Genomic DNA, 19,394 nt, shown 5'->3' on the forward strand with positions numbered 1-19,394 from the left:
CCGGAGTGTCCCCAAACTGCACCGAACGGCTGCCCACCACCGGAGTTACCCGCGGCTGTCCGCCCGCTGGAACACCCTGAGCGGTAATGCCGCCGAAGGTTACGCTTGCCGGGTGCGCCCTCCACCGGTGGGCGCAAAGCCGACAGCCGTCGCACTCCAGGGAGCCCTTCCATGGCCTCGTACGAGCCATCAGACGCCGCCATCGCCCGAGCCTCCGCACTGCGTGAGGCGCTCGCCACCCGAGTGGTGGTCGCCGACGGAGCGATGGGCACGATGCTCCAGGCGCAGGATCCGAGTCTGGAGGACTTCCAGCAGCTCGAAGGCTGCAACGAGATCCTCAACGTCACCCGTCCCGACATCGTGCGCTCCGTCCACGAGGAGTACTTCGCCGTTGGCGTGGACTGCGTGGAGACCAATACGTTCGGTGCGAACTTCGCGGCGCTCGGCGAGTACGACATCGCCGAGCGGATCTTCGAGCTGTCGGAGTCGGGCGCCCGTATCGCCCGCGAGGTGGCCGACGGGTTCGCGGCGGGGGACGGGCGGCAGCGCTGGGTGCTGGGCTCGATCGGCCCCGGCACAAAGCTGCCGACGCTGGGCCACGCCCCCTTCAAGGCACTCCGGGACGCCTACCAGCAGAACGCCGAAGGGCTCATCGCGGGCGGCGCGGACGCGCTGCTGGTGGAGACCACGCAGGACCTGCTGCAGACCAAGGCCTCGGTGATCGGCGCCAAGCGGGCGCTGAAGGAGACCGGGATCGATCTGCCGCTGCTGGTCCAGGTGACGGTGGAGACGACCGGCACCATGCTGCTGGGCTCGGAGATCGGTGCGGCGCTGACCGCCCTGGAGCCGCTGGGCATCGACATGATCGGCCTGAACTGCGCGACCGGCCCGGCGGAGATGAGCGAGCACCTGCGCTATCTCGCCCGGCACGCCCGCACCCGGGTCTCGGCGATGCCGAACGCCGGCCTTCCCGTGCTGGGCAAGAACGGAGCGCACTACCCGCTCACGCCCGAGGAGCTGGCCGACGCGCACGAGGCGTTCGTCCGGGATTACGGCCTGTCGCTGGTCGGCGGCTGCTGCGGTACGACGCCCGAGCATCTGCGGCAGGTCGTGGAGCGGGTCCGTGACACCGCGCCCACCGAGCGGCAGCCGCAGCCGGAACCGGGTGCCGCCTCGCTCTACCAGACCGTCCCCTTCCGCCAGGACACCTCGTACCTGGCCATCGGCGAGCGGACGAACGCCAACGGCTCGAAGAAGTTCCGGGAGGCCATGCTGGCGGGCCGCTGGGACGACTGCGTGGAGATGGCCCGCGACCAGATCCGCGAGGGCGCCCACCTGCTCGACCTCTGCGTGGACTACGTGGGCCGCGACGGCGCGGCGGACATGGAGGAGCTGGCCGGGCGGTTCGCCACCGCGTCCACGCTCCCCCTGGTGCTGGACTCCACCGAGGTGGACGTGCTCCGCGCCGGGTTGCAGAAGCTGGGTGGCCGCGCGGTCATCAACTCCGTCAACTACGAGGACGGGGACGGGCCCGAGTCGCGCTTCGCGAAGGTGACCGCTCTGGCGGTCGAGTACGGTGCGGCGCTGATGGCGCTGACCATCGACGAGGAGGGCCAGGCCCGTACGGCCGAGCACAAGGTCGCCATCGCCGAGCGGATCATCGCCGACCTGACCGGCAACTGGGGGATCCAGGAGTCGGACATCCTCATCGACTGCCTGACCTTCACCATCTGCACCGGGCAGGAGGAGTCCCGCAAGGACGGCGTCAACACCATCGAGGCCATCCGCGAGCTCAAGCGTCTCCATTCGGAGGTGCAGACCACCCTCGGCCTGTCCAACATCTCCTTCGGCCTGAACCCGGCCGCCCGCATCGTCCTGAACTCCGTCTTCCTGGACGAGTGCGTCAAGGCCGGCCTGGACTCGGCGATCGTGCACGCATCCAAGATCCTTCCGATTGCGCGGCTGGAGGAGGAGCACGTCCAGGTCGCCCTCGATCTCATCCACGACCGCCGCCGCGAGGGATACGACCCGCTGCAGCGCTTCCTGGAACTCTTCGAGGGCGTGGACACCAAGTCCATGAAGGCGGGCAAGACCGAGGAGCTGCTCTCCCTGCCGCTGGACGAGCGGCTCCAGCACCGCATCATCGACGGCGAGAAGAACGGCCTGGAGGCCGACCTGGAAGAGGCGCTGGAGACGCGCCCCGCCCTGGACATCGTCAACAGCACCCTTCTGGAGGGCATGAAGGTCGTCGGTGAGCTGTTCGGTTCCGGCCAGATGCAGCTGCCGTTCGTTCTCCAGTCCGCCGAGGTGATGAAGACCGCGGTCGCCTACCTCGAGCCGCACATGGAGAAGACCGACGACGACGGCAAGGGCACCATCGTGCTGGCCACCGTGCGCGGCGACGTCCACGACATCGGCAAGAACCTGGTGGACATCATCCTGTCCAACAACGGCTACAACGTCGTGAACCTCGGCATCAAGCAGCCCGTCTCCGCGATCCTGGAAGCCGCCGAGGAGCACAAGGCCGATGTGATCGGCATGTCCGGACTGCTGGTCAAGTCCACCGTGATCATGAAGGAGAACCTGGAGGAGCTCAACCAGCGCAAGCTGGCCGCAGAATTCCCGGTCATCCTGGGCGGCGCGGCCCTCACCCGGGCCTATGTCGAGCAGGACCTCCACGAGATCTACGAGGGCGAGGTCCGTTACGCACGCGACGCCTTCGAGGGCCTGCGGCTGATGGACGCCCTGATCGCGGTCAAGCGCGGCGTGGCCGGAGCGACCCTGCCCGAGCTCAAGCAGCGCCGGGTCGCCGCCCGCCCCGCGGCGGTGGCCGAGCAGCCGGAGGACGAGGGCGCGGTGCGCTCCGACGTCGCGGTCGACAACCCGATTCCCGACCCGCCGTTCCGGGGCACCCGGGTGGTCAAGGGCATCCAGCTCGCCGACTACGCCTCCTGGCTCGACGAAGGGGCCCTCTTCAAGGGCCAGTGGGGGCTGAAGGAGTCCCGCAAGGGCGGCGGGCCGACCTACGAGGAGCTGGTCGAGACCGAGGGCCGGCCCAGGCTGCGCGGCTGGCTGGAGAAGCTGCACACCGAGAATCTGCTGGAGGCGGCGGTCGTCTACGGCTACTTCCCCTGCGTCTCCAAGGGCGACGACCTCATCCTGCTCAACGACGACGGCAGCGAGCGCACCCGCTTCAGCTTCCCGCGCCAGCGCCGCGGCCGCAGGCTGTGCCTGGCCGACTTCTTCCGCCCGGAGGAGTCGGGGGAGACCGATGTGGTCGGTCTGCAGGTGGTCACGGTCGGCTCCAAGATCGGCGAGGCCACGGCCGAGCTGTTCGCCGCCGACTCCTACCGCGACTACCTCGAGCTGCACGGTCTGTCCGTACAGCTGGCCGAGGCCCTCGCCGAGTACTGGCACGCGCGGGTGCGCGGTGAGCTGGGCTTCGCGTCCGAGGACCCGGCCGCTGTCGCAGACATGTTCGCCCTGAAGTACCGCGGCGCCCGCTTCTCGCTGGGCTACGGAGCCTGCCCCGACCTGGAGGACCGGGCGAAGATCGCCGACCTGCTCCAGCCGGAGCGGATCGGCGTCGAGCTCTCCGAGGAGTTCCAACTCCATCCGGAGCAGTCCACCGACGCGATTGTCATTCACCACCCCGAAGCGAAGTACTTCAACGCTCGGTAACGGAGATCGACGTACACTGGTCGGTCCGGTGAAGGCCGGTCGGCGCCCCAGCCGGGGCGGCGGCCGGCCCCTTTGTCCCTCCGGGGCGAACCTGACGAGAGGAGCGCGGATGACCAGCATCATTCCCGTACTCGACACCCGTACGGCCGAGGGCTCGGCCCTCCAGGCGGTGCTCCTCGACATGGACGGCACGCTCGTGGACACCGAGGGCTTCTGGTGGGACACCGAGGTCGAGGTGTTCGCCGAGCTCGGCCATGTGCTCGCCGAGGAGCACCGCGAAGTGGTGGTCGGCGGCCCCATGACGCGCAGCGCCGCCTATCTGATTCAAGCCACCGGCGCCGACATCGCCGTACCGGATCTGACCCTGCTGCTCAACGCGCGTTTCGAGGAGCTGGTCGACCGCGGTGTGCCGCTGATGCCGGGTGCGGCCCGGCTCCTCGCGGAGCTGGCGGCCCACGATGTGCCGACCGCTCTGGTGTCCGCCTCGCACCGCCGCATCATCGACCGGGTCCTGAAGTCCATCGGCTCGGAGCACTTCGCCCTGACGGTCGCCGGGGACGAGGTGGCGCGCACCAAGCCCCACCCGGACCCGTACCTGCTGGCCGCCGCGGGTCTGGGCGCCGACCCGGCGCGCTGCGCGGTCGTGGAGGACACGGCCACCGGGGTGGCGGCGGCCGAGGCCGCGGGCTGCTGTGTGGTGGCCGTCCCGTCCGTCGTGCCCATCGAGCCGGCCGCCGGGCGTACGGTCGTCCGCTCGCTGGAAGAAGTCGACCTCCCCTTTCTCCGCAGCCTCATCCCAGGGGTGCGCTGATCCGGGCGGGGTGTGTGTTCCGGGGAATTCCGGAACGGAGCACGGCAGCGCCGTGGCGCTCATTCTCCGTGACGAAGAATTCGGCTGAATCTGGCCCGTTGGTGAAAAGTTGAACAAGTGACGTTTCTCACCCTGTGGGGGGTCGACAGCGGGGCGTTCGCCTGCCCTCGGGGGTCCTTTTCGAAGTGATCATGCGCCCTTCTGTCCCCATTGGTGAGGTGAGGCGCGAATCGTTCCGCAGTCCGGATGCTGGACAGTGGTCGGCCGTTATAGGGGCGTGATATCGCCTCAACCTCACTGTGTTCCGGCACTGCTTGCCCCGCCCATTAATCTCGTCGCGAGAAGTTTTTCGCCACCCCTGTGACCAGTTCACCCCCACGTCGGTATGGTCCCGGGACCAATCGCGCAGCAGGAGACCGCCGACGATGAATCGCAAGACCTTGGTGCTACCGCTCGTAGTGGGTCTGCTGGCTCCGGTGATTGCCGCCTGCGGGGGTTCGGACGAGGACGGGGAGGCCGGTGCCCCCGTCGTCGTCGGTACCACGGACGCGTTCGTGGTGGCGAAGGACTATCCGGCTCCGTTCGACCCGGCCCTGGCCTACGAGGCCGGTGCGTGGAACATTCTGCGCAACACCTTCCAGACGCTGATGGCGCTGCCCCGCTCCGGCGGCGAGCCGGTGCCCGAGGCTGCCACCCGGTGCGGGTTCTCCGACCGGCAGAACGAGCAGTACCGCTGCACCCTGCGCAGCGGCATGAAGTTCGCCAACGGCCACGACCTCAGCGCCGAGGATGTGAAGTTCTCCATCGACCGGACGCTGAGGATCAAGAACCCGAACGGTCCGGTGTCGCTGCTCTCGAACATCGACGCGGTCGAGACCCCCAACGACGGCGAGATCGTCTTCCACCTCAAGTCCCCGGACGCCACCTTCCCGCACAAGCTCGCCACCCCGGCCGCGGCCATCGTCGACAGCGAGAGCTACGCCAAGGGCAAGCTCCGGGAGGGCTTCACGGTCGACGGCTCCGGCCCGTACAGCCTGAAGACCAAGGAGCAGAACGGCCAGGTCGTCTCGGCCGTCTTCAGCAGGAACCCGCACTACGAGGGTGGGCTGAAGCTGAAGAACGACAAGGTCGAGATGCGCTTCCTGCCCGACTCGGAGGCCATGGAGAGCGCCCTGAAGAAGGGCGACATCGACCTGATGACGCGGACCATGTCGCCGCAGCAGGTCGGCCGGCTCGAGCGCGGTGTCGCCGAGAACATCGAACTCGTCGAGATGCCGGGCCAGGAGATCCGCTACCTCGCCTTCGACACCGACGACCGCACCGTGGGCAAGAAGGCCGTACGCCAGGCCATGGCCCAGGTCATCGACCGCCAGGCGCTGGTGCGCGATGTCTACGAGCGCACAGCCGAGCCGCTGTACTCGATCGTGCCCTCCAGCGTCGGCTCCCATGTGAACTCGTTCTTCAACAAGTACGGCGAGCCCGATGTGACCGAGGCGCGCAAGATGCTGAGCGCGGCCGGTATCAGCACACCGGTGCGGCTCAAACTCACCTATACGACCGACCACTACGGGCCCGCCACCGGCAAGGAGTTCAAGACACTCCAGGCCCAGCTGAACCGGAGCGGGCTCTTCGACGTCACGGTCGAGGGCGTGCCGTGGAAGACCTTCCGCCCGGCCCAGTCCGAGCGTGAGTACGCCGCCTACGGCATGGGCTGGTTCCCCGACTTCCCCGACGCCGACAACTTCATCGATCCGTTCTTCGCCAAGGACAACTTCCTCAACACCCCCTACCGCAACGACACGATCCGCACCCAGCTGATACCGCAGACCCGTCAGCAGGCCGAGCGCAGCGCGGCCGCGAGCGGCTTCCAGGAGGCGCAGGACATCGTCGCGGACGAGGTGCCGGTGCTGCCGCTGTGGCAGGGCAAGCAGTACGTCGCTGCGCGCGACGACGTCACCGGTGTGGAATGGGCGCTCAACGCCTCCTCCGTGCTCCAGCTCTGGGAGCTCGGGCGCGGCGTGACCGGCTGAACGAACCCGGGACCGCGTCACGGCCCGGCGTGCTCACTGCGCGCCGGGCCGTACCAGTCCGCTCTCGTAGGCGTAGACCGCGGCCTGAACCCGGTCCCGCAGACTCAGCTTGGTCAGCACATGCCCGACATGAGTTTTGACGGTCGTCTCGCTCACGAACAGGTCAGCCGCGATCTCCGCGTTGGAGAGCCCCCGCGCGACCAGCTTGAGCACCTCGACCTCGCGGTCGGTCAGCGTGTGCAGGGTGTCCGGCACCGGATCCTCGCCGGACGGCAGCTTTCCCGCGTACTTGTCGAGCAGCCGCCGGGTGATGCTGGGCGCCAGCATCGCCTCGCCGCCCGCGACCACCCGGATCGCCTGCACGAGCTCGTTGGCCGGCGCGTCCTTGAGCAGAAAACCGCTCGCCCCCGCGCGCAGCGCCTCCACCACGTACTCGTCGAGGTCGAAGGTGGTGAGGACCAGGACCTTCGCGGGCCCGTCCCGGCCCGGACCGTTGATCTGACGGGTCGCCTCGACACCGTCCATACGCGGCATCCGGATGTCCATCAGCACCACATCGGGCTGCAGGGCGCGCACTTGGTCGAGAGCCTGCAGCCCGTCGCCCGCCTCGCCGACCACGGCGATGTCCTGCTCGGCCTCCAGGATCATCCGGAAACCGGTGCGCAGCAGCGGCTGGTCGTCGACCAGTAGGACGCGGATCGCCACAGGAACTCCTTTGCTAGACCTGCCCCATTCTGCCCTGGACCTCCCCGGCGCCCACCTCCGGGACCGTGTCCGCCGGAAGCGCCGGAGCCGGGATCAGCGGCAGCGGGTACGGCGGGGGAGTGCCGCCGAACTCCGGGCAGAACGCCTGGTGGTCGCACCAGCCGCAGAGCTTGCTGGGGCGCGGTCGCCAGTCGCCGGTCTCCGTCGCCCGCCGGATCGCCTCCCACAGAGCGTGCAGCTTGCGCTCCACGGCCCGCAGATCGCTCTCGACCGGGTCGTAGCTGAGCACATCGCCGCTGCCCAGATAGACGAGCTGGAGGCGGCGGGGCACCGACCCGCGCAGCCGCCACAGCACCAGCGCGTAGAACTTCATCTGGAACAGGGCTCCGGAGGCGTACTCGGGCCGGGGGGCCTTGCCCGTCTTGTAGTCGACGATCCGCACATCACCCGTCGGTGCGACATCCACCCGGTCGATGATGCCGCGCAGCTTCAGTCCGGAATCGAGCACGGTCTCGACGAACAGCTCGCGCTCCGAGGGCTCCAGCCGTGTCGGGTCCTCCAGTGTGAACCACCGCTCGACCAGCTGCTCCGCCTCGGACAGCCAGCGCGCCAGCCGCCCCTGGGCGGCGCCGCCGCGTCCCTCGCTCCGCCCGTCCTCCCCGCTCTCCCCGTCCGCGGCGCTCTCGGCGAACAGCTCAGCGAGCTCGGGCCGCGCCGCCAGCAGCCGCTCCCACTCGCCCGCCACCATGGAACGCGCCCGCGCGGCCGTACGGTCCACCGCCGGATCGTCGAAGAGCCGCTCCAGCACCGCGTGCACCAACGTGCCCCGGGTCGCCGCCTCGCTCGGCTTCTCCGGAAGCCGGTCGATCACCCGGAACCGGTAGAGCAGCGGGCAGGTCATGAAGTCGCCCGCCCGCGACGGAGACAGCGATGACGGCCTGTCCGGGCCGGTCTTCCCGCCGCCCGGTTCCTCGGTCCTGGTTCCCATGGAGCAGACCCTACGGCCCGTCACTGACATCAAGCCGCATACCATCGACGACAGAGCCCCTCGCACAGCATGATCGTGGATCGCACCAAGTGGGAGCGAGGGCCGACATGAACGAGAGGACACCGTGGACGACAGCGGCGAGAGCGGGAAGCCGCTGGGGGAACCTCCCGGCGGTAGCGGGGGGCGCCCCCGCGAGACCGGCGGCGGCCTCCTCATGGGCCGGCCCTTCGGGGTCCCCGTCTACGTCGCCCCCAGCTGGTTCCTGGTCGCCGCGCTCATCACCTGGGTCTTCGGCGGCCAGCTCGACCGCATCCTGCCCGAGCTGGGGAACCTGCGCTACCTCGTCTCGCTGTTCTTCGCCGTGGCCTTCTACGCCTCCGTACTCGTCCACGAGCTGGCCCACACGGTGGCTGCGCTGCGCTTCGGGCTGCCGGTGCGCCGCATCCAGCTGCAGTTCTTCGGCGGGGTGTCGGAGATCGAGAAGGAGTCCGAGACACCGGGCCGGGAGTTCGTCCTCGCCTTCGTCGGTCCGCTGCTCTCCCTGGCCCTCGCCGGCGTGTTCTACGTGGGCGTCGAATCCGTGGAGCCCGGCACCGTCCCGGGCGTGCTGCTCGCGGGCCTGATGATCTCCAACCTGATCGTCGCCGCCTTCAACCTGCTGCCCGGCCTGCCGCTGGACGGCGGCCGGATGCTGCGCGCCGTCGTCTGGAAGCTCAGCGGCAAGCCGATGACCGGCACTGTCGCCGCCGCCTGGACCGGCCGCGCGCTGGCTGTCGCAGTCCTCGTCGGACTGCCGCTGCTCACCCACACCGGCGCCCTCGGCAGAGCCACCGACGACATCAGCGGTGTCGACACCATCACCGACGCCCTGCTCGCCGCCATCCTCGCCGCCATCATCTGGACCGGCGCCGGCAACAGCCTGCGCATGGCCCGGCTGCGTGAGCGCCTCCCCGAGCTCAGGGCCCGGGCCCTCACCCGTCGCGCCGTACCCGTCGAGTCCGCCACCCCGCTGTCGGAAGCGCTGCGCCGGGCCAACGAGGCCGGAGCGCGGGCGCTCGTCGTCGTCGACGGACAGGGCAAGCCCACCGCAGTGGTCCGCGAGACGGCCATCGTCGGCGTACCCGAGCACCGCCGCCCCTGGGTCGCCGTGAGTGGTCTCGCCCAGGACCTCAAGCCGGGTATGCGGGTCTCCGCCGAGCTGTCGGGCGAGGAGCTCCTCGACACCCTCCGCGCCACCCCCGCGACCGAGTACCTGGTCGTGGAGGAGACGGGCGAGATCTACGGGGTCCTGTCCACCGCCGATGTCGAACGCGCCTTCGTGGCAGCCATGGCGCGGCCCGCCTCCTGACTCCCCCGGCCTTCGGCACGGGAGACCCCGGGTAGGCTGGTCACATGTCCGAACCGACCGGTGCCGCCCGTCGTCGCGGCCCCTTCCAGGTCGGGGACCAGGTCCAGCTCACCGACCCCAAGGGACGCCACTACACCTTCACGCTCGAGGCCGGGAAGAGCTTCCACACCCACAAGGGTGCCTTCCCGCACGACGAGCTGATCGGTGCTCCCGAGGGCAGTGTTGTCCGTACCACGGGGAACGTCGCCTACCTCGCGCTGCGCCCCCTGCTCCCCGACTACGTCCTGTCCATGCCGCGCGGCGCAGCCGTGGTCTACCCCAAGGACGCGGGGCAGGTGCTGGCCATGGCCGACATCTTCCCCGGCGCCCGCGTTGTGGAGGCGGGCGTCGGCTCCGGATCGCTCAGCACCTTCCTGCTGCGCGCCGTCGGTGACCAGGGCATGCTGCACTCCTACGAGCGCCGGGCCGACTTCGCGGAGATCGCCGCCCAGAACGTCCGCCGCTACTTCGGCGAGGACCACCCCGCGTGGCAGCTCACCGTCGGTGATCTCCAGGACAACCTCTCCGACACCGACGTCGACCGCGTCATCCTGGACATGCTCGCCCCCTGGGAGTGCCTGGAGGCCGTCTCCAAGGCTCTCGTCCCCGGCGGTATCCTCTGCGCCTACGTGGCCACCACCACCCAGCTCGCGCGGACCGTCGAGGAGATCCGGGAGCACGGCACCTTCAACGAGCCGACGGCGTGGGAGACCATGGTCCGCACCTGGCACGTCGAAGGCCTGGCCGTACGCCCCGACCACCGGATGATCGGCCACACCGGGTTCCTGCTCACCGCCCGCCGTCTCGCGGACGGCGTCGAGCCGCCGCTGCGCCGCCGCCGCCCCGCGAAGGGCGCCTACGGCGAGGACTACGCAGGGCCGGGGGGCGGGAGCGGAGGAGCACCGGGCGGTGGCGGCGGCGGAGCGTCCGCCGGCGGAGGCCGTGGGGGGCCGGCCGGCTCGGGCGGTTCCGCCGAGCGCAACTGACAGCAACCTCCAAGCGCCGCTGCCGAGTTCCCCCGCTGGGGACGTCGGCGGCGGCGCTTTCGTGTGCCCGTCACGGCCCGGCCGGCCCCGCCCGTTCCGGCCAGGTGTGAGATGTGGCACCATGCTGGCCACCCCCATCGGCTCCGCTCTCACAGGAGACATCCCGCGTGCAGCCCTCGGCAGGCTCTGTGTCCTCCCCGCCGCCCCACTCCGCGTCCCTCTCCGCAAGTCGGCAGGTGTGTCCGCACACCCGCTCCCGTCCGGTGCACTGGCTCGTCACCGCCACGGCGCTCGCCGCGGTGGTGGGCGCCTCCGCCCTCGTACAGCCCTCGGACGCCACCGCGACGCCCCCTCTGGCGACCGCGGACGCTCCCGGCAGCGCCGCTCCAGGTCCGGCAGAGTCCGTTCCGCAGGGCGGCCCCGATGCCGGGAAGGCGACGTATCCGCTCGACTGCGGACCGGAGTCGACCGAGGTGGTCCGCGAGCGCTCGGCGGACCTCGACGGCGACGGCCGGCAGGAGACCGTCGCGGTCGTCCGCTGCAAGACCGGCTTCGGCACTCCGCCGAGCGGTATCTACGTGCTCGCGCACCCACCCTCGGGGAAGGGCCGCCCGCAGGTCGTGGAGACCTTCCTCGACCCCAAGGAAGGGCTGAGCATCTCGGACTTCACCGTGCGCGGCCGTACGGTCTCCGCGACCCTGCTCGGCTACTCCTCGGAGGACGTGCCGCGCTGCTGCCCGGACAAGCAGCGGAAGGTCAAGTGGCAGTGGCGCGAGGGGAAGTTCAGGCTCACCGCGCTTCCCGTCGCGGGGAGTGTGTGATCCATCACTCCGCGTCGGGGCCGTAGACCTCGGTCCGGTCCGAAACGCGTCGTACATGGATGCAGTCGCCCGGGCACTCCTTGGCGGAATCCACCACGTCCTGGAGCAGCGGGAGCGGTACGGGGGTTGTGGCCCCGGGCTGGGAGAGCAGCTCGGCCTCCTCCCCCTGGGCGGCCGCTCCCTTCACATACGCCAGGCCGTCGATGTCGAGCTCGAAGACCCCCGGTGCGTACTGCGCGCAGATCCCGTCGCCGGTGCACAGATCCTGATCGATCCACACCTCGAGGGCCTCGTTCTGAGCGGTCATCTCGCCTGCCGTTCCTGCGTACGCGAACCAATTGGAGCCAGCCCTGACGGGTGTTGACGGTCCCGACCATACAACCGGCCGCTTTCCGATGTTGTTCGGTGGGTATTCCCCTGGCGTGAGGACGTACGCAAGGGTGAAGATCGGACACAGCCCGACCGTCTTTGTGATCTAGGGGTTTCAAGGAGCACCGGCCCAGGTAGGGTCAGGAAGCGTCCAGCTCCCCTTGGAGGAGGTGAGGACCGTGGCAGCCCACGACGATGACATCAACCGCGGCATCCGGCCCGGGCGGGGGTCCGAAGACCCGGCCGGCCAGGTTGCCTATCTCGAGCAGGAGATCGCCGTCCTGCGGCGCAAGCTCGCCGACTCTCCGCGTCACACGAGGATTCTCGAAGAGCGGATCGTCGAGCTGCAGACGAATCTGGCCGGCGTATCGGCGCAGAACGAGCGGCTCGCCAACACGCTCCGTGAGGCGCGGGACCAGATCGTGGCCCTCAAGGAGGAAGTCGACCGGCTCGCTCAGCCGCCGGCCGGGTTCGGTGTATTCCTGCAGGCGAACGAAGACGGTACGGCGGACATCTTCACCGGTGGCCGGAAGCTCCGGGTGAACGTCAGCCCGAGCGTCGAGCTCGACGATCTCCGCCGCGGCCAGGAGGTCATGCTCAACGAGGCCCTCAATGTGGTCGAGGCCATGGAGTACGAGCGGGCCGGGGAGATCGTCACCCTCAAGGAGATCCTCGAGGACGGCGAGCGCGCCCTGGTGGTCGGGCACACCGACGAGGAGAAGGTGGTGCGGCTCGCCGAGCCGCTGCTGGACGCCACCATCCGCTCCGGTGACGCTCTGCTGCTCGAGCCCCGATCCGGCTACGTCTACGAGGTCGTGCCGAAGAGCGAGGTCGAGGAGCTCGTCCTCGAAGAGGTCCCGGACATCGACTACGACAAGATCGGCGGTCTGGGCAACCAGATCGAGCTGATCCGGGACGCGGTCGAGCTCCCGTACCTCTACCCCGACCTCTTCAAGGAGCATGAACTGCGGCCGCCCAAGGGCGTGCTGCTGTACGGCCCACCCGGCTGCGGCAAGACGCTCATCGCCAAGGCCGTGGCCAACTCCCTTGCCAAGAAGGTCGCCGAGGTGACCGGGCAGCCCGCCGGGAAGAGCTACTTCCTCAATATCAAGGGACCCGAGCTCCTCAACAAGTACGTCGGCGAGACCGAGCGGCACATCCGCCTGGTCTTCCAGCGTGCCCGGGAGAAGGCGAGCGAGGGCACACCCGTCATCGTCTTCTTCGACGAGATGGAGTCGCTCTTCCGCACCCGCGGATCCGGTGTCAGCTCGGACGTGGAGAACACCATCGTTCCGCAGCTGCTCGCCGAGATCGACGGTGTGGAGGGCCTGGAGAACGTCATCGTCATCGGTGCCTCGAACCGCGAGGACATGATCGACCCCGCGATCCTGCGGCCCGGCCGGCTCGATGTGAAGATCAAGATCGAGCGTCCGGACGCGGAGGCCGCGAAGGACATCTTCCAGAAGTACCTCAAGGCGTCGCTGCCCCTGCACGCCGATGACCTGGCCGAGCACCGGGGCTCCCCGGAGGCCGCGGTCGCCGGCATGATCCAGTCGGTGGTCGAGCAGATGTACGCGGAATCCGAGGAGAACCGCTTCCTCGAGGTCACGTACGCGAACGGCGACAAGGAAGTTCTGTACTTCAAGGACTTCAACTCGGGCGCGATGATCCAGAACATCGTGGACCGGGCCAAGAAGATGGCCATCAAGGCCTTCCTCGACCAGAACCAGAAGGGTCTGCGGGTTTCCCATCTGCTCGCCGCGTGCGTGGACGAGTTCAAGGAGAACGAGGACCTGCCCAACACCACGAACCCGGACGACTGGGCCCGGATCTCCGGAAAGAAGGGCGAGCGGATCGTCTTCATCCGCACCTTGGTCACCGGAAAGCAGGGCGCGGACACCGGTCGGTCCATCGACACGGTGGCGAATACCGGCCAGTACCTCTGAATGGCAGTCCGGCTGCGGGAGCCCCGTGCGGGCACCCGCAGCCGGGTGCTTTCCTGGGGTATGAGCCCGACGCAGCAATGACGAAAATGATCTCCCCACGACCGCGAAGGCGTTCTAGGCTCTTCGTTACCGCCGAGTCGCGCAGTGCGGGGACGGGCACACCGCACACGCCTCGGAGAAGAAGCGGTACTTGAGCGCCTACCCCATCCGGGGGCGGCGCCGGGCAAGGAGGGCCGCATGACCGTACGGCGAGTAATGGGTATCGAGACGGAGTACGGGATCTCCGTCCCCGGTCACCCGAACGCCAATGCCATGCTCACCTCGTCCCAGATCGTCAACGCCTACGCGGCGGCGATGCACCGGGCGCGCCGCGCCCGCTGGGATTTCGAGGAGGAGAACCCGCTGCGGGACGCCCGTGGATTCGACCTCGCCCGCGAGTCCGCGGACGCCAGCCAGCTCACCGACGAGGACATCGGGCTGGCCAATGTGATCCTCACCAATGGCGCCCGGCTCTACGTTGACCATGCGCACCCGGAGTACAGCTCCCCCGAGGTCACCAATCCGCGGGACGCTGTCCTGTGGGACAAGGCGGGGGAGCGGATCATGGCCGAGGCGGCCGAGCGCGCCGCCCAGCTCCCCGGCGCCCAGCCCATCCACCTCTACAAGAACAACACCGACAACAAGGGCGCCTCCTACGGCACGCACGAGAACTACCTGATGAAGCGGGAGACCCCGTTCTCGGACATCGTGCGCCACCTCACCCCCTTCTTCGTCTCCCGGCAGGTCGTCACCGGGGCGGGCCGGGTGGGCATCGGCCAGGACGGCCATGAACACGGCTTCCAGCTCAGCCAGCGTGCCGACTACTTCGAGGTCGAAGTGGGCTTGGAGACCACGCTCAAGCGGCCCATCATCAACACCCGCGACGAGCCGCACTCGGACGCCGAGAAGTACCGCCGGCTGCATGTGATCATCGGGGACGCCAATCTCTCGGAGATCTCCACCTACCTCAAGCTCGGCACCACCTCGCTGGTGCTGTCCATGATCGAGGACGGCTTCATCGCCGTGGATCTGGCCGTCGACCAGCCCGTGCGCACCCTGCACCAGGTCTCGCACGACCCGACGCTGGGGCGGCTGATCACGCTGCGCAACGGCCGGACACTCACTGCCGTGCAGCTCCAGATGGAGTACTTCGAGCTGGCCCGGAAGTACGTCGAGGACCGCTACGGGGCGGACGCGGACGAGCAGACCAAGGACGTCCTCACGCGCTGGGAGGACGTGCTGAACCGGCTGGAGCGCGATCCGATGAGCCTCTCCGGCGAGCTGGACTGGGTCGCCAAGCGGGAGCTGCTCGAGGGCTACCGGCGCCGTGACGGTCTGGACTGGGACGCGGCCCGGCTGCACCTGGTGGACCTGCAGTACGCGGACGTCCGCCCCGACAAGGGCCTGTACAACCGTCTGGCGGTCCGCGGCAAGATGAAGCGGCTGCTGGACGAGAGCGCGGTCGAGCGGGCCGGGACGAAGCCGCCGGAGGACACGCGCGCGTACTTCCGGGGCCGCTGCCTGGAACAGTACGCGGACGACGTCGCCGCCGCCTCCTGGGACTCGGTCATCTTCGATCTGCCCGGCCGTGACTCTCTGCAACGGGTTCCCACGCTGGAGCCGCTGCGCGGCACCCGGAACCACGTCAAGGAGCTGCTGGACCGCTGTCGTACCGCCGAGGACCTGGTGCGGGTGCTGTCCGGGGGCTGAAAGGTGGCCGATCAGGGAATCATCGAGGTGGCTCCCGGACGTTGAGCCAAGGACAGGGCCGATGTCGGACCCTGATTGTAGGGTCTGATCTTGTACGTCGAATCTTGTACGTCGAACCGAGCGGGGTGAGGTATATGGCGACCAAGGACACCGGTGGCGGGCAGCAGAAGTCGACGCGTTCCACCGAGGAGGCCGAGGAGACCGCGCAGGACGCACAGGCCACCGAGGACCTCAAGGAGCGGCAGGAGAAGCTGTCGGACGACGTGGACTCCGTCCTGGACGAGATCGATGACGTCTTGGAAGAGAATGCGGAGGATTTTGTTCGAAGCTTTGTCCAGAAGGGCGGCGAATAGTCCATAGATGGCCGAATCGCGCCGAAACAGGAAATGCTCCAGGTGTCAACGGATATTGCGGCGGGATAACTTCGCAAGCAATAAGTCCGCGCCCGATGGCCTGCAGGCCTACTGCCGGGAGTGCTCCGCGGAGTACTACCGGCAGCGCCAGGAGGCCAAAGGCCGGAGTGTCCGGCAGAAGTTTGGGGTCCCGTCGGGCCACAAGAGATGCAGGGAGATCAAGCCGCACTCGCTCTGGTCACGCAACAGCAGCGCATCGGACGGTCTCACCACCTATTGCAAGGCGTGCCATGCAGTAGAGAGCAGAGCGAGGCATCCCAAGATCAAGTACGGGATGACGGAAGCCGAGCGAACCCGGCTGGATGCTGAACAGATGGGTGTCTGCGTTATCTGCCCAGCGGCTCTGCCGGAACATGTGGATCACTGCCATGAGACGGGTAGGGTCCGGGGCGTGCTGTGTTTCAGCTGCAACGCAGCACTTGGACAGTTCAAGGATCGGCCTGAAGTGAAGCGCCGGGCCGCCGCATACGTGGAAGGAAACGTGTGGAAGCCAACACTCGTAGCACGGGGCGTCTGCCGGCTGCCTTCCTGACGCCCGGCTCATCGTCGTTCCTGGACTTCCTGTCCGAGCATTCGCCGGAACTGCTTCCCGGGAAGCGGCCCTTGCTGCCGGTGCAGGGGGCGGTGGAGATCCCGCACGGCACGACGATCGTCGCCTCGACCTTCCCCGGCGGCGTGGTGCTCGCCGGTGACCGTCGGGCGACGATGGGTAATGTCATCGCACAGCGCGACATCGAGAAGGTCTTCCCGGCGGATGAGTACTCCGCGGTGGGCATCGCGGGCACGGCCGGCCTCGCCGTGGAGATGGTCAAGCTGTTCCAGCTGGAGCTGGAGCACTTCGAGAAGGTCGAGGGTGCTCAACTCTCCCTCGAGGGCAAGGCGAACCGGCTGTCCACGATGATCCGGAGCAATCTGGGAATGGCCCTGCAGGGCCTCGCCGTCGTCCCGCTCTTCGCGGGCTGGGACGTGGACCGCGACAAGGGCCGGATCTTCTCGTACGACGTCACCGGCGGCCGGTCGGAGGAGCGCGGGTTCGCGGCCACCGGCTCCGGCTCTGTCTTCGCGCGCGGCGCGCTCAAGAAGCTGTACCGCGAGGATTTGACCGAGGGCCAGGCCACCACCCTGGTCGTGCAGGCTCTGTACGACGCCGCCGACGACGACTCGGCCACCGGCGGCCCGGACATGGCCCGCCGTATCTACCCGATCGTCACGGTCATCACCGACGAGGGCTTCCGGAAGCTCACGGAGGCCGAGTCCTCCGAGATCGCCCGCGCCATCCACGAGCGGCGGCTCGAGGAGCCGGACGGCCCGAAGGCCGCACTGCTCTGAGGCGGCGGGCCGGGCGGAATGCTCCCCCAGCTACCGCTGGGAGGTGCTCCCAGTCACTGACAGAAAGGGACGGATAGCCGGTGTCGACGCCGTTCTATGTCTCACCCCAGCAGGCCATGGCCGATCGGGCCGAGTACGCCCGCAAGGGCATCGCGCGCGGCCGCAGCGTCGTCGTGCTGCAGTACACCGACGGCATCCTCTTCGTCGCCGAGAATCCGTCCCGGGCGCTGCACAAGGTCAGCGAGATCTACGACCGGATCGCCTTCGCGGCGGTCGGGAAGTACAACGAGTTCGAGAACCTGCGCATCGGCGGCGTCCGTTACGCCGATCTGCGCGGCTACACCTATGACCGCAACGATGTGACGGCCCGTGGCCTCGCCAACGTCTACGCGCAGACGCTGGGCACCATCTTCTCCAGCGCCGGCGAGAAGCCGTACGAGGTCGAGCTGATCGTCGCCGAGGTCGGCGACGCACCCGAGGACGACCAGATCTACCGGCTGCCGCACGACGGCTCGATCGTCGACGAGCACGGCTCGGTGGCGGTCGGCGGCAACTCCGATCAGATCGGCAGCTACCTCGACCAGCGGCACCGGGACGGGATGACCCTCTCGGAGGCGCTGAAGCTGGCCGTCGAGTCCCTGGCCCGGGACAACAACGGCGGGGAGCGGGAACTCACCGCCGAGCAGCTGGAGGTCGCGGTCCTGGACCGTAACCGGCCGCAGAAGCGGAAGTTCAAGCGGGTGCTGGGGCGTCAGTTCTCCCGGCTCCTGGAGGCGGAGGGCGGTTCGTCCTCCGCCGGGAAGGGGGCCGAAGCGGAGGAGGACGGGGATGCCTCCGCGGAGTCGGGTCCGAAGTCCGGCTCCGACTCCGGTACCGATTCGGACGAATAGCCACGTCGAGCGTCCCACCCCGCCCCGGTCGGCGACTGCCCGGCCGGGGCGCGGTGAGTTCGGGGGCGGGCACGGTACGTTCGGGCCCGTTGTGCGCGTGGCCTGACGCCCGCACCTCTCACGCCGTGGGCATCACACCGCCGGTGGCGGGGCCGTCGAGCCGCGGGACATCAGCTCCACCGGGACGGCCGCGGCTTCGGCCGGGCGGCCGTCGAGGACGGCCAGCAGTGCCGCCATACCGCGTTCCCCCACCTCCTCGGCCGGAAGCCGTACCGTCGTCAACTCCGGCTCCAGCGCTGTCGCCAGAGCCAGATCGTCGAAGCCGGTGACCGACACGTCCTCCGGCACCCGCAGCCCCAGCCGCCGCACCGCCTTGCAGGCCCCCGCCGCCAGGATGTCGTCGTCGCACACCAGCGCCGTGGGCCGGTGCCCCGGGCCGGAGAGCGCCCGCTCCGCCGCATGCCGCGCGGCGTCCACGTCCAGTGCGGCGTGCTCGGTGCGTACGACCGCCTCCGGTACGGACCCCAGCGTCTCGGCCAGCGCCCGCGAGCGCACCCGGAAGGTCCAGGAGTCCACCGCGGAGGCGAGATGCACGAAGCGGCGGTGACCGAGGCCGAGCAGATACTCCGTCATCCGCCGCATACCGTCGGCGATATCGAGGTTCACCGTGGCCGCAGCCTCCGGGTCTGCCGGATCGCTGTCCAGCATCACCAGCGGCAGCCCGCCGCCGCCCCGCATCGCGGCGAGTGCGTCGGCGGCCATGGACGAGGCGATGACCCCGTCCAGCGAGGCCCGCGCCGAGTCGAAGGGGTCACGCGCCGGTCCCACGCCCTCCGGGGACGGGTAGAGCACCACACCGAAGCCGTTCTCGGCGGCGACCCGGGCCGCGCCCGTGTAGACCCGGGCGAAGAACTCGTTCGTGAGGGCGGGCACCACGAGCAGCGCGGTCCTGGTGCGGCCGAGCCGCAGATTCCGTGCCGCCAGATTGGGCCGGTACCCGAGCTCCTCCGCGGTCGTCCGCACGGCAGCGGCCGTACGCTCGGAGACCCGGCCGCGCCACTTGTCCCCGAGGACGAGCGAGACCGTGGCCTGCGAGACGCCCGCAGCGCGTGCCACGTCCCGGCTCGTCACCCGCCCGGCCGCGGGGGGCGGGCGAGCGGCTTCGTCACGGGCCGTATCACTGGCCGCGGCACCGGACGCGTCGCCGGCCGTGGCTCCGGCCGCCTCACCGGCCGCGGCCGCTCCCCGGCCGCTCCGTCCCCGACCGGCCGGCGGGCTTGCGGTGCTCA

General features: G+C 69.2%; 16 protein-coding genes. 12 read left to right on the forward strand and 4 right to left on the reverse strand.

Going from position 1 to position 19,394, the window contains the following annotated elements:
- The first annotated feature begins 171 nt into the window (after window positions 1–171).
- The 3 genes from metH to ABZW18_RS14115 all read left to right on the forward strand — a co-directional run bounded on the left by metH (window position 172) and on the right by ABZW18_RS14115 (window position 6,522).
- Window positions 172–3,681, forward strand: a complete 3,510-nt coding sequence (metH, locus tag ABZW18_RS14105) for a methionine synthase (RefSeq protein ID WP_356186708.1) — start codon at window positions 172–174, stop codon at window positions 3,679–3,681.
- Between the two features lie 109 nt (window positions 3,682–3,790).
- Window positions 3,791–4,492, forward strand: coding sequence for an HAD family phosphatase (locus ABZW18_RS14110; protein WP_356186710.1), 702 nt, complete (start codon window positions 3,791–3,793; stop codon window positions 4,490–4,492).
- A 425-nt stretch (window positions 4,493–4,917) separates the two neighbouring features.
- A complete protein-coding gene (locus ABZW18_RS14115; protein WP_356186713.1) occupies window positions 4,918–6,522 on the forward strand; it encodes an ABC transporter substrate-binding protein in 1,605 nt (534 codons plus the stop codon).
- Between the two features lie 33 nt (window positions 6,523–6,555).
- On the opposite strand, the gene ABZW18_RS14120 is transcribed toward ABZW18_RS14115, so the two are convergent.
- The gene (locus ABZW18_RS14120; RefSeq protein WP_356186715.1) at window positions 6,556–7,227 is read right to left on the reverse strand and encodes a response regulator transcription factor; all 672 of its coding nucleotides are present in this window, start codon (window positions 7,225–7,227) and stop codon (window positions 6,556–6,558) included.
- Window positions 7,228–7,240: 13 nt separating this feature from the next.
- The gene (locus ABZW18_RS14125; RefSeq protein ID WP_356186717.1) at window positions 7,241–8,215 is read right to left on the reverse strand and encodes a PD-(D/E)XK nuclease family protein; all 975 of its coding nucleotides are present in this window, start codon (window positions 8,213–8,215) and stop codon (window positions 7,241–7,243) included.
- A gap of 124 nt (window positions 8,216–8,339) precedes the next feature.
- Between ABZW18_RS14125 and ABZW18_RS14130 the strand changes: the two genes are divergently transcribed.
- The 3 genes from ABZW18_RS14130 (at window position 8,340) to ABZW18_RS14140 (ending at window position 11,409) form a co-directional block, all read left to right on the forward strand.
- Window positions 8,340–9,563 carry a site-2 protease family protein gene (locus tag ABZW18_RS14130; protein ID WP_356186719.1) on the forward strand — a complete coding sequence of 408 codons (1,224 nt, stop codon included), beginning with the start codon at window positions 8,340–8,342 and terminating at the stop codon, window positions 9,561–9,563.
- 44 nt (window positions 9,564–9,607) lie between these two features.
- A complete protein-coding gene (locus ABZW18_RS14135) occupies window positions 9,608–10,588 on the forward strand; it encodes a tRNA (adenine-N1)-methyltransferase (RefSeq protein ID WP_356186722.1) in 981 nt (326 codons plus the stop codon).
- 167 nt (window positions 10,589–10,755) lie between these two features.
- Complete coding sequence (locus ABZW18_RS14140; RefSeq protein ID WP_356186724.1) at window positions 10,756–11,409, forward strand: hypothetical protein; 654 nt, start codon at window positions 10,756–10,758, stop codon at window positions 11,407–11,409.
- 4 nt (window positions 11,410–11,413) lie between these two features.
- Here the strand turns inward: ABZW18_RS14140 and ABZW18_RS14145 are convergent, their stop codons facing one another.
- Window positions 11,414–11,716 carry a ferredoxin gene (locus ABZW18_RS14145; RefSeq protein ID WP_356186726.1) on the reverse strand — a complete coding sequence of 101 codons (303 nt, stop codon included), beginning with the start codon at window positions 11,714–11,716 and terminating at the stop codon, window positions 11,414–11,416.
- A gap of 241 nt (window positions 11,717–11,957) precedes the next feature.
- On the opposite strand from ABZW18_RS14145, the gene arc reads away from it, so the two are divergent.
- The 6 genes from arc to prcA all read left to right on the forward strand — a co-directional run bounded on the left by arc (window position 11,958) and on the right by prcA (window position 18,105).
- Entirely contained in the window at window positions 11,958–13,724 is a 1,767-nt protein-coding gene (gene arc, locus ABZW18_RS14150; protein ID WP_356186729.1) for a proteasome ATPase, read from the forward strand.
- A gap of 237 nt (window positions 13,725–13,961) precedes the next feature.
- On the forward strand, window positions 13,962–15,473 hold the full coding sequence (dop, locus tag ABZW18_RS14155; RefSeq protein WP_356186732.1) for a depupylase/deamidase Dop: 1,512 nt from the start codon (window positions 13,962–13,964) through the stop codon (window positions 15,471–15,473).
- Between the two features lie 134 nt (window positions 15,474–15,607).
- Entirely contained in the window at window positions 15,608–15,826 is a 219-nt protein-coding gene (locus ABZW18_RS14160) for a ubiquitin-like protein Pup (protein ID WP_356186735.1), read from the forward strand.
- Between the two features lie 7 nt (window positions 15,827–15,833).
- Entirely contained in the window at window positions 15,834–16,418 is a 585-nt protein-coding gene (locus tag ABZW18_RS14165; RefSeq protein ID WP_356186738.1) for an endonuclease VII domain-containing protein, read from the forward strand.
- Complete coding sequence (gene prcB, locus ABZW18_RS14170; protein ID WP_356186740.1) at window positions 16,370–17,215, forward strand: proteasome subunit beta; 846 nt, start codon at window positions 16,370–16,372, stop codon at window positions 17,213–17,215. The genes ABZW18_RS14165 and prcB overlap by 49 nt, the downstream gene beginning before the upstream one ends.
- 80 nt (window positions 17,216–17,295) lie before the next feature.
- Window positions 17,296–18,105: a proteasome subunit alpha gene (prcA, locus tag ABZW18_RS14175; RefSeq protein WP_356186743.1), complete on the forward strand. Its 810-nt coding sequence runs from the start codon at window positions 17,296–17,298 to the stop codon at window positions 18,103–18,105.
- A 132-nt stretch (window positions 18,106–18,237) separates the two neighbouring features.
- Here the strand turns inward: prcA and ABZW18_RS14180 are convergent, their stop codons facing one another.
- Window positions 18,238–19,236, reverse strand: coding sequence for a LacI family DNA-binding transcriptional regulator (locus ABZW18_RS14180; protein ID WP_356186820.1), 999 nt, complete (start codon window positions 19,234–19,236; stop codon window positions 18,238–18,240).
- Window positions 19,237–19,394: the final 158 nt, after the last annotated feature.

It is taken from the genome of Streptomyces sp. NPDC004647, from assembly GCF_040609575.1.
Lineage (GTDB): Bacteria > Actinomycetota > Actinomycetes > Streptomycetales > Streptomycetaceae > Streptomyces.